The following is an 11,552-nucleotide window of genomic DNA, read 5'->3' as shown; positions in this document are numbered from 1 at the left end:
TTTTCAGCAAATATATAAAATTATTTTTACTCCTCTTCTTTTTTATCTTGATGAGTAAAAGGAACATACCAAGTAGTGAGCAGGGCGGGGATAGTACAAATCATCACTAATAAAAAGAAGTGTTCGTAGCCCAAATATTTACTTAAGTAGCCACTTATCATACCAGGTATCATTACCCCTAAGTTCATCAAGCTATTAGCAAAAGCATAATGAGCCATTTGGTATTTACCAGGGGCTATTTGCTGCATCATAAAAAGTGTAAGCCCCACAAAGCCAAATCCATAGCCAAAATATTCAGCAACAATACCCCCTCCTATAATTATCAAACTTGCAGGCTGTAAATAAGCAAAAAGCAGGTAGACTGCAAAAGGAATATTAAACGCGCAAGCCAGCGTGAAAAGAGCTTTTTTCAATCCTACACGAGCTACAAAATACCCTGCTGTTATTGAACCAAGTATAAAAGCTGCCGTACCTGCCGTGCCATACACCAAGCCATATTGCTCATTGCTAAGCCCTAAGCCTCCTATAGCCACCTCATCTTTTAAGAATAAAGGAGCTATTTTCATCGCCAATCCTTCTGCAAAACGATATAAAAATATAAAGAAAAGATAGAAGAATATATGCTTTTTACTAAAAAAATCAGCAAATATGCGCCATAGTTCCTGCGATTTCTGCGAAAAGTCTGCTGCTGTAGCAGGTTTGTGGTCATTAGGCAAGGCATAAAAGTGATACAAGCCTACTAAGCCCAATATAATAGCGCAAATAGATAGTATCAGCTGCCACGAAGCTACAATACTCAATCCTTTTTCATTTACCAACCAGCCCGCTAAGAAGATAAGCCCCCCATTGGCGAGCACTTTTGCCAAATTGTAAAACGCACCTTGCCAGCCCGAATAAAGACTTTGTGTAGGCGCATCCAACTGGTGCATATACATCCCATCGCCCGCAATATCGTGAGTAGAGCCACTAAGTGCTATAGCACCCATTAGGGCAAGGGCAAGAGTGAAGAAGTTAGGCAGCGCCAGTGCAAACACCACCCAGCCAAACAAAGCAGCCGATAGCAGTTCGGTAATTACAATGTATTGTTTTTTAGTGCCATAAAGCTCCATTATCACACTGATAATAGGCTTTAGCGACCAAGGAAGAATAAGAAGCGATGTCCAAAAAGCAATTTTGTCATTAGCAATTCCCAAATCTTTAAAGATAATAGGTGATACCAGTGAAAGCATCACAAATGGTAGTCCCATTGCAAAATAAGTGGTAGGCACCCAAGTAATAGGATTTTTCTTTTTTTCTTTCATTTTAGTTTATTTGTTAGTTAGTTATATAAGTTAAAATATATTTCTAAAAAAATACTCCAATTGAGGGTGTTCTATCAGGAAAGCATCGTGCCCGTGTACCGAATGTATCTCGTAATAATTTACCTCCTTACCCAATTCTTGCAGTTCAGCCACCGTATCGCGGTTTTCTTGTGGCACAAAATACAAATCAGAGTCCGTGCTGATAATTGTAATTTTAGCCGTTATAGGTGCCACCGCAGCTGCAAAACTACCTCTTTCTCGTGAAATATCAATTGTTTTTACCAATTGGTTCATCAGTTTGTAGGCTGTAAGCGAAAAACGCTTATGAAGCTTTTCGCCGTGGTGCAGTAGCCAGCTTTCTACGTTGTACAATTGCGACACTGCGTGCGTGGTACGCTCAAATTTCATTTTCAGCGACAAGGGCGTGCGATAGCACAACATAGCGTGCAAACGCGCATCGTGCAGCGGATTGTTAGAGTTTTTCAGTATTTGTTCCTGTAGCAAGCAATTGCCTATTATCCAGTCGGTTGCTTTCCAGTCCGCAGCTACTATAACGAGGTGCTGAAACAATTCAGGAGCTAAGGCAGCCATTTCCCAAGCTATTCCCCCTCCCAACGAACAACCTACTAAGGCAAATATTTGCTGAAGCTGAAAATGCTCTTGCAGCCCATAGTTGAATATGCGGGCTACATCTATTGCTTCCCAATGCTGATAGTTAGTAATCATATCGGCTTCGGTGCCCATATAGCCATTACCAGGAATATTGAAAGCTATTACTGTATATTTCAGGGTATCAATAACCTTATGGTCGCCAATAGCAGCCCCCCACCAGCCTTTTTCGCCAGCTACTTCAGAGTTGCCTGTAAAAGCGTGATTTACTACCACTACGGGGGCACTGCCTAATGGCAGACCAAACGTTTGGTAATAAACCCTCATCGCAGGTACTCGTACCCCACACGAAGTCGTAAAATCTTCAATGACAAACAATCCCACTTTTTCTAATTATTTTTTAGTGTCTTGTTGATATCCTCTATATAGCCCACCAACTCTTCTTTACCTACATAATTTTCAGCCGAAGTGATAAAGTAAGGCGGCATAGCCTCCCAGCTTTTCAAAAGTATTTCTTGGTAAGTAGCAATATTGCGTTCTATAGCCAAAGGTTTCAGCTTATCGGCTTTAGTAAAAACAATAGCAAAAGGTACAGCGTTTTCGCCCAACCATTGCATAAATTCCAAATCTATTTTTTGGGGTTCGTGCCGTATATCTACCAGTACAAAAGCACATACCAATTGCTTTCGTTGTTCAAAGTAGTTAGTAATAAATTTCTGAAATGTTTTTTTTGTCGTTTTTGAAACTCTTGCATAGCCATACCCTGGTAAATCCACCAAAAACCATTGGTCATTTATTTTAAAATGATTGATAAGTTGTGTTTTCCCTGGGCGGGCTGATGTTTTAGCCAAATTCTTCTGATTGGTAAGCATATTAATTAAAGACGACTTTCCTACGTTGGAGCGTCCTATAAATGCATACTCAGGCAGCGGCTCTTTAGGGCATTTTGCTACCTGCGAATTACTCATCACAAATTCAGCTTTTTTTATCATTTACAACTACTTATTTTTCCAGCCAACGGTTCATAATTTCGTTGAACTCCGCAGGGTGTTCCATCATTGGGGCGTGTCCGCATTTATCTATCCAATGTAGTTCGGAATTGGGTAGCAGCTCGTGAAATTCTTCTGCCACTTTAGGAGGAGTTACGATGTCATTTTTGCCCCATATAAGGCATACGGGCAAATCCATTTTAGGCAAATCTTTAGCCATATTATGCCTAATAGCACTTTTGGCAAGTGCCAATGTTTTTATCAGTTTGGTGCGGTCAGATACGTTAGCAAATACCTCATCAACAATTTGAGGGGTAGCCACTGCGGGGTCGTAAAACACCTCTTCGCATTTTTTCTTTACGTAGCTATAGTCGCCACGACGGGGGTAGCCATTGGTCATTGCCGCTTCATATAAGCCCGAACTTCCTGTAAGTATCAGTTTTAGCACATTTTTAGGATGCAGTTTCGCATATAACAAGCCTACGTGCCCTCCTAAGGAATTGCCTAAAAGTATCACCTGTTCAAAGCCTTTGTGCTTAATAAATTTGTGCAAGTATTTAGCCAAAGTCTTTACCGAAGTAGTGAGCAGCGGCATTGTATATAGCGGAAGTTCTGGTACTACTACCTTATATTTATTTGAAAAAAAAGAAATCACATCTTCAAAGTTACTAAGCCCACCCATCAAGCCGTGTAGTACGATAATAGGCGTTCCCTCTCCTTGTTCAATGTACGAAAATTTACCTTCTTTTTTTACTTCTACTGTCATTGTTTTTTATCAAAAGTTTTTTTGAGGTACAAAGGTAATATATTATTTCTAATTACACACTACAACCATAACTTTTTTTTAAAAATATTACAGAAAGTGCTTATACCACCCACTTTTAATCGTTATTTATCAAAGCCCCCTTTAGCGAAAAAGGAATACTTAACGCCAAAGGTATTCGCTCTACCTCATTTGTTTTTCCATCATCGGTACGTATCCAGCCAAAGCTGCCTGTTGCTCTAAAAGTTAGTTTTGCATCTTTTTCACCTTCAGCATCTACCCATCGCACTCCTATCCATAGCACCCCTTTAGGTGCAAAAACAGCTATTTTTTGCTGTATATGTTGTTTTTCCTGCGAATAAGGGACTTCTACATAAATTGGTTTTTCAGTAAGAGGTGTAAAAACAGTATGTTCTTTATTACTTTGGTATAATTCTACCCTGAATATTGCTTTTTTGTAAGTGTTTTTTGCAACACTAAGCTCAAATTCTGTAAGCATTGCATCTTTAGAAAGCGTAATAAAATCACCTATTTCTTCCACTATTCCCTCACTTTCGGCTCCGTCAGTCTCAAATTTTGATTCTATCGTTACTATCGTGGGTATCCCTTTGCTTTTTAGTGTTTGTATTTTGGGTGTTCTTATTTTTATAGTCGCTTCAGGTAGTTGTATATCTGCTTTTTCCAATACAATCTTGTCTTGTATGTCTTTAGCCAAGAATATTGCCTTTTTATAGCTAATATGCGAAAAGTAGATACTATCGGTGCTGTTAGGTGCTAATTTTTGCAATGAAAAAACACCATTTTCATCACCAATTAAGCCCTTATGAGTACCAACAATCCCTATATTTACGTATTCAATAGCAGTTCCTTCACTATTTACAATTTTTGTTTGAGCCATTGTAGCCATTGTAAAGAGCAGAAAGAAGCATTTTATCAAAAAATCTTTCATTAAAACACCTCCGATATTACTTTTACAATATTATCTGATTTTCCCATAGAATAGTAGTGCAATACAGGTACTCCTGCTGCCTTCAATTCTTTGCTTTGTTGTACAGCCCATTCTATGCCCACCTGTTTCACCTCATTGTTATTTTTGCAAGCCTCTACTGCCTTTATCAACGCTTCGGGGAAGTCTATTTTGAAGGCTTGTGATAGCAAGTTTAAGTGTTTTTTTATAGCTATAGGCTTAATACCTGGGATAATAGGCACGTTGATACCCATTTGTCGTGCTTTATCTACAAACTCAAAGTATTTTTGATTGTCAAAAAACATTTGAGTAACCACATAGTCAGCACCACATTCAATTTTTTCTTTCAGGCGCTGCAAGTCCGAAGCCAATGAGGGTGCTTCTAAGTGTTTTTCGGGGTATCCTGCTACCCCTATACAGAAGTCCGCTTTTTGGTCGGCAGCAATGCCATTAAGGTATACCCCTTTATTGAGGTTGTGTATTTGGGTTACCAAATCCGAAGCATAGGTATGTCCTCCCGAAGTAGGCTGAAAATAGCGTTGCTCTTTCATTGCATCGCCACGCAATGCCATCACATTATCGATACCTAAATAAAAGCAATCTACCAATAAGTATTCGGTTTCTTCTTTAGAGAATCCGCCACACAGCACGTGGGGTACTGTGTCCACCTTGTATTTATGCTGAATAGCCGCACAGATGCCCACCGTACCGGGGCGCATACGTGTTAGTTTTTTTTCGAGCAAGCCGTTGGGGTGTTCTATATAATAATACTCCTCTCGTGAGGTAGTAACATCTATAAACGGCGGCTGGAATTCCATTAGAGGGTCTATATTCTTATATAGTTCTTCTATGCTATTTCCTTTTTTAGGAGGTATCACTTCAAACGAGAAAAGTGTTTTCCCTTTAGCTTTTTGTATGTGTTCTGTTATTTTCATAGTGTTATTTTTGTCAAACAGCCGCCCAACAATTAGTCGCGCGGCTGTTTGTTCTTATTGCATTATTGTATTACTTAAGCTTGTCCTGTAACTCCAAATAGTGGTATCGTTTGGTGTTCATCTTTATTAGTGATGTTGCCGTAAGCATTTTCAAACTTATGAATATTCTCATCCAACGCTATCAGGAGGCGCTTGGCGTGCTCGGGAGTAAGGATAATACGGCTACGCACTTTCCCTTTGGGCATACCAGGCATTACGCTCACAAAATCTACAACAAACTCAGTTGCCGAGTGATTGATAACTGCCAAATTGGAGTATATGCCTTGAGCTGTTTTTTCGCTCAGCTCAATACTCAATTGTCCGTCTTCTTTTTCTATTTCGTCCATTGTTTATCGTGATTTTTTCTTTTCTACAACAGGTTCCAAATCGGCTTTAGAGCCTACAATGATTCGTTCGTACTCTTTCAATCCGGTACCAGCAGGAATACGATGACCTACAATTACGTTTTCTTTTAGTCCGTCAAGGCTATCTGTTTTACCGCTTACCGCTGCTTCATTTAGCACCTTAGTAGTTTCTTGGAACGATGCTGCCGAGATGAACGATTTGGTTTGCAACGAAGCGCGTGTAATACCTTGTAGTACAGGCATAGCCGTAGCAGGGATAATATCACGAGCTACCACAAGGTTTTTGTCAGAGCGTTTTAGCAATGAGTTTTCATCACGCAATTCGCGCAAGCTCACTATCTGTCCTGGTTTTAGATTTTCAGAGTCGCCCGCATCTTCTACTACTTTTTTGCTAAACAAGCGGTCGTTTTCTTCCATAAAGTCGTCTTTATGTACTAGCTGACCTTCAAGGTAAAGAGTATCACCTGGGTCTTGTATTTCAACTTTACGCATCATTTGTCGTACAATAACCTCAAAGTGCTTGTCGTTTATCTTCACCCCTTGCAAGCGGTATACTTCTTGCACCTCGTTCACCAAGTACTGTTGTACAGCCGAAGGCCCCTTGATACGCAAGATATCATCAGGGGTAATAGAACCGTCTGATAGAGGTTTCCCAGCACGCACAAAGTCGTTTTCTTGCACCAAGATTTGGCTAGAGAGTTTCACCAAGTATTTGCGCTCTTCGCCCAAACGGGAAGTTACGATAACTTCTTTATTACCGCGTTTTATTTTACCAAATGATACTACCCCGTCAATTTCAGAAACGATAGCTGGGTTAGAAGGGTTACGAGCTTCAAACAACTCGGTTACACGAGGCAGACCCCCTGTAATATCCCCTGCTTTGGCAGAGCTACGTGGTATTTTCACCAATACCTTACCTTCTTCAATCTTGCTGTTGTTATCCACCATTATATGGGCGCCCACAGGCAAGTTGTAAGAGCGGAGTGTATCGCCGTTTTTATCAACGATTAGCAAGGTAGGTATCAGCTTTTTGTTACGTGATTCTACTATTACTTTTTCTTGGAATCCTGTTTGCTCGTCTATTTCCACTTGGTAAGTAACCCCTTGTTCAATATCTTCGTAGGCTATTTTACCTGAGAATTCAGAGATAATTACCGCGTTATAAGGATCCCATTGGAATAACAATGTACCTTTTTTAACTTGTTCTTTATCTTTTACGAATATGTGAGCCCCGTAAGGAATATCGTGTGTTTGGAGTACCATTTTGGTAGTAGGGTCAAGCACACGGAGTTCCGATGAACGAATTACCACATCTACAGGGTTTTGTTCGTTATCTTTACCGCGCACTACGCGTAGGTCTTCCATTTCAAGGATACCGTCAAAGCGAGCTTCAGTTTTATTTTCTTCAGAAACGTTACCCGCAACCCCTCCGGCGTGGAACGTACGCAAAGTAAGCTGAGTACCAGGCTCACCGATAGACTGAGCTGCTACTACCCCTACAGCCTCACCTTTTTGTACCATACGCCCTGTAGAAAGGTTTCGCCCGTAACATTTAGCACAAATACCGTGTTTAGCCTCGCAGGTAAGTGCCGAGCGCACTTCTACCATATCTATAGGTGCAGCTTCTATTTTATCTACTACTTTTTCGGTAATTTCTTCACCTGCAGCTACTAATAGTTCTTCGGTAAGTGGGTTGTATACATCTTGCAATGCCACACGTCCCAAGATACGTTCGCCAAGGGTTTCTACTACCTCTTCGTTCTTTTTAAGGGCACGCACTTCTACACCTCGCAAGGTACCGCAATCTTCGGTATTGATGATTACATCTTGTGAAACGTCTACCAAGCGGCGGGTAAGGTAACCTGCATCGGCAGTTTTTAGCGCCGTATCGGCAAGACCTTTACGAGCCCCGTGTGTAGAGATAAAGTACTCAAGGATTGATAGCCCTTCTTTAAAGTTAGAAAGAATAGGGTTTTCAATGATTTCGCCCCCACCTACACTTGATTTTTTAGGTTTAGCCATCAAACCACGCATACCTGTAAGCTGACGTATCTGCTCTTTAGAACCACGCGCTCCAGAGTCCAGCATCATATATACAGAGTTGAACCCTTGCTGGTCGGTACTGATGCGTTTCATAGCCAATTCTGTAAGCTGTGCATTAGTAGATGTCCATACGTCAATCACCTGATTATAACGCTCGTTGTTGGTAATGAGACCCATATTATAGTTCATCATAATACCATCTACCAATCCGTTAGCTTCGGCAATCATATCGGCTTTTTCTTGAGGAATGATGATATCGCCCAAGCTGAACGACAAGCCCCCTTCAAAAGCGAAGCGGTAACCCATATTTTTAATCTTATCCAAGAAATCACCAGTTACAGGGATACTTGTAGCTTTCAAAATACGCCCGATAATATCGCGCAATGATTTTTTGGTAAGCAATTCATTTACATAGCCTACTTCTAAAGGTACTAACTCGTTGAATAGTACACGCCCTGTAGTAGTTTCTACGATAGGATAATATACATTGCCATTTTCATCAAGGTCGCGTACGCGTACCTTTATAAAGGCATTAAGGTCTAACTTTTGCTCGTTGTAAGCAATATTCACCTCTTCAGGAGAATAGAAAGTAAGTCCTTCTCCTTTGATAGGGTGTTCGGGGGTAGAACGGCGTCCTTTGGTAATATAGTACAAACCGAGTACCATATCTTGTGAAGGCACCGTAATAGGCGAACCATTAGCAGGGTTAAGGATATTGTGCGATGCCAACATCAATAGTTGCGCTTCTAATATCGCTTCAGGACCTAATGGCAAGTGTACCGCCATTTGGTCACCATCAAAGTCGGCGTTGAAAGCCGTACATACCAATGGGTGTAGCTGTATCGCCTTACCTTCTATCAGTTTAGGCTGGAAGGCTTGTATACCAAGCCTGTGCAAAGTGGGGGCACGGTTTAGAAGCACTGGGTGCCCTTTAATCACGTTTTCTAAGATGTCCCACACTACAGGCTCTTTTTTATCAATAATGCGTTTTGCTGATTTTACAGTTTTCACGATACCGCGCTCGATGAGCTTACGGATAATGAATGGCTTATAAAGTTCGGCAGCCATATTTTTAGGCAAACCGCATTCGTACATTTTTAGTTCAGGACCAACGACAATTACCGAACGCGCAGAGTAATCTACACGTTTACCTAATAGGTTCTGACGGAAACGTCCTTGTTTTCCTTTCAATGAATCAGAAAGAGATTTTAGCGGACGGTTAGATTCTGTTTTTACAGCCGATGATTTGCGAGTATTGTCAAATAGCGAGTCTACCGCTTCTTGTAGCATACGTTTTTCGTTGCGCAAGATTACATCAGGAGCTTTGATTTCCAACAATCGTTTGAGGCGGTTATTGCGGATAATAACACGGCGGTAAAGGTCGTTTAGGTCAGAAGTAGCAAAACGACCCCCATCGAGTGGTACCAACGGACGCAATTCGGGTGGGATAACAGGTATCACCTTCATAATCATCCATTCAGGTTTATTTTCGCGACTTTTCTTTGATTCGCGGAAAGCTTCCACTACTTGTAAGCGTTTGAGAGCTTCAGTTTTGCGTTGTTTAGAACTTTCGTTATTGGCTTTATGGCGCAATTCGTATGAAAGTTCGTCAAGGTCAAGGCGCTCAAGGAGTTCCAAAAGGCACTCAGCCCCCATTTTAGCTACAAACTTATTAGGGTCAGAATCTTCCAAGTATTGGTTTTCTACAGGAAGATTTTCTATAATTTTTATATATTCGTCTTCAGAAAGGAAGTCTAAGTACTGTAAAGGTTCGCCATCAGGGTTTTTAGCAATCCCAGGTTGGATAACTACGTAGCGTTCGTAGTATATAATCATATCCAATTTTTTAGAGGGTAACCCCAATAGATAACCTATTTTATTAGGCAAAGAGCGGAAATACCAGATGTGAGCAATAGGAACAACAAGATTGATGTGCCCTACTCTTTCACGTCTTACTTTTTTCTCGGTAACTTCCACGCCACAGCGGTCGCAAACGATGCCTTTGTATCGTATGCGCTTATACTTACCGCAAGCACATTCATAGTCTTTTACCGGACCAAAAATACGCTCACAGAACAACCCGTCACGTTCGGGCTTGTGAGTGCGATAGTTGATAGTTTCGGGTTTAGTAACCTCACCGCGAGAGACTGCTAAAATAGACTCAGGCGAAGCCAAACCGATTGAAATCTTATCAAATTTAGGAACAGCTGTATTTTTTTCTTTTGCCATATTAATGAATGGAGAATAAATAAGTTATATGACGCTACCAGCCTTTGGTTGCTGACAACGCCTAATTAGAAAATATCGTGCAAAAGTACGACTATTTTTTTAATCTGCAAATTTTTTAATGATTTTTTTTTGTAAAGAGGAGATTTTTGAATTGTGAATTTTGAATTCTGAATTCTGAATTAGGAGTAAAAAAAACTTTGGCAAACTTTGAAAGTTTGCCAAAGTGTGTGCGAAAGACACAAGCTTGCTGCTTGCGCTAACGGGGTATGAGGTTTACCAATACCTTATCTCAAGCCCTCTTTTTACTATTTACATATTTAAGGAATAAATAGATAGCATAGTAAAAAGTTGCAACGCTTACTAATAGGGATATATTCGCAAGAGTATTAAACTCTTTGTTGTTTATTTTTACAAACACCCCTAAAAAAGCTGTCAAAAAACTTACTATAGCAAAAAGTATTATTTTCATAAGCAAAAAATTAGAATAAACAATCCCTGACCCAGTTATTTCTAAGCTATGTACACTTACTTAAAAAAACCTCTGCAAATATACAACTTTTTTGCGAAAAAACAATACAAATTGTATATTTTTTTTCAAACTTTTTTTCAAAACAACTTAACATACTGTTTTTCAGATATATAAAGCTTTAAAAACTTTTACTAAAATCAGATACTTATAGAAAAAAAACCGCTGGTGCGAGCTTGCAGCTCGTACCTACTCACACCTACCACTGAAGCTATCCAAAAAGTCTTTAAAAGTACTACTTCGGCATCTCCCCCCTTTTGAAGGGGGGATGTTAACACCCTCTGTGTGTAATGTGCTTTTTTTGAGCGTCTTATTTTTTATTGACTAATCGTAGTGAGTCTTTAGTCATTTGGTAAAGACCGTCTTCGAGGAGGAGATGTGGGGATTTGGTATTGGGCTGTTCGCCTTTTTTAGCACTTTTTAAATGCTTGGAGAATTGATAAGACTTTTGTTATCAGCTATTTGTAATTCGGAAGCCGTAGCTGCCGAATTAGTATCCAGCTCCTGCCAAGCCTCATAAAAAGCTCGCATATTTTTGATATTACGTTCACTGAAACCACGAAGTCCTGGTAATTCTTTATGAAGCTGGTCAGAAATAGCTTTTATAGCTCCAGTTCCCCATACCCCTTCACGAGTATTTTGGGACACATACCGCCCCACACCATAATACAACGAGAGTTGTACAGCGTTTACTTGTTTGGCAGCAGTGTACTGACTGCTCAGTATAGCCTCTTTTATCTGCGTAGCAGCAAAGGTATAAAAAGTTGGACTATTGTTCATTATACC

The 11,552-nt window shown here is 40.2% G+C and carries 9 protein-coding genes; all 9 read right to left on the bottom strand.

Translation table 11 applies throughout. From position 1 onward, the window contains the following. Positions 1 to 26: 26 nt before the first annotated feature. The 9 genes from J4N46_RS06215 to J4N46_RS06175 all read right to left on the bottom strand — a co-directional run bounded on the left by J4N46_RS06215 (position 27) and on the right by J4N46_RS06175 (position 11,546). Complete coding sequence (locus tag J4N46_RS06215; protein ID WP_208058583.1) at positions 27 to 1,301, bottom strand: MFS transporter; 1,275 nt, start codon at positions 1,299 to 1,301, stop codon at positions 27 to 29. Between the two features lie 30 nt (positions 1,302 to 1,331). Next, the gene (locus tag J4N46_RS06210; protein ID WP_236013875.1) at positions 1,332 to 2,237 is read right to left on the bottom strand and encodes an alpha/beta fold hydrolase; all 906 of its coding nucleotides are present in this window, start codon (positions 2,235 to 2,237) and stop codon (positions 1,332 to 1,334) included. Between the two features lie 62 nt (positions 2,238 to 2,299). Continuing rightward, positions 2,300 to 2,902 (bottom strand): ribosome biogenesis GTP-binding protein YihA/YsxC, encoded by a 603-nt coding sequence (yihA, locus tag J4N46_RS06205; RefSeq protein ID WP_208058581.1) that lies wholly within the window; start codon positions 2,900 to 2,902, stop codon positions 2,300 to 2,302. Positions 2,903 to 2,912: 10 nt separating this feature from the next. Next, positions 2,913 to 3,665: an alpha/beta fold hydrolase gene (locus tag J4N46_RS06200; RefSeq protein WP_009414943.1), complete on the bottom strand. Its 753-nt coding sequence runs from the start codon at positions 3,663 to 3,665 to the stop codon at positions 2,913 to 2,915. Positions 3,666 to 3,780: 115 nt separating this feature from the next. Then, complete coding sequence (locus J4N46_RS06195; protein ID WP_236013859.1) at positions 3,781 to 4,569, bottom strand: carboxypeptidase-like regulatory domain-containing protein; 789 nt, start codon at positions 4,567 to 4,569, stop codon at positions 3,781 to 3,783. 41 nt (positions 4,570 to 4,610) lie between these two features. Beyond that, the gene (gene metF, locus J4N46_RS06190) at positions 4,611 to 5,564 is read right to left on the bottom strand and encodes a methylenetetrahydrofolate reductase [NAD(P)H] (RefSeq protein ID WP_208058579.1); all 954 of its coding nucleotides are present in this window, start codon (positions 5,562 to 5,564) and stop codon (positions 4,611 to 4,613) included. 74 nt (positions 5,565 to 5,638) lie between these two features. Then, positions 5,639 to 5,950 carry a DUF3467 domain-containing protein gene (locus J4N46_RS06185; RefSeq protein ID WP_208058578.1) on the bottom strand — a complete coding sequence of 104 codons (312 nt, stop codon included), beginning with the start codon at positions 5,948 to 5,950 and terminating at the stop codon, positions 5,639 to 5,641. A gap of 3 nt (positions 5,951 to 5,953) precedes the next feature. Continuing rightward, a complete protein-coding gene (gene rpoC / locus J4N46_RS06180; protein ID WP_208058577.1) occupies positions 5,954 to 10,240 on the bottom strand; it encodes a DNA-directed RNA polymerase subunit beta' in 4,287 nt (1,428 codons plus the stop codon). Positions 10,241 to 11,186: 946 nt separating this feature from the next. After that, complete coding sequence (locus J4N46_RS06175; protein WP_236013858.1) at positions 11,187 to 11,546, bottom strand: DUF1016 N-terminal domain-containing protein; 360 nt, start codon at positions 11,544 to 11,546, stop codon at positions 11,187 to 11,189. Positions 11,547 to 11,552 lie beyond the last annotated feature (6 nt).

Origin of the sequence: Capnocytophaga bilenii, assembly GCF_017565765.1 — a bacterium.
Classification (GTDB): domain Bacteria; phylum Bacteroidota; class Bacteroidia; order Flavobacteriales; family Flavobacteriaceae; genus Capnocytophaga; species Capnocytophaga bilenii.
Note: the sequence above shows the minus strand (reverse complement) of the source record. Positions and strands in the feature narration are given on the sequence as shown.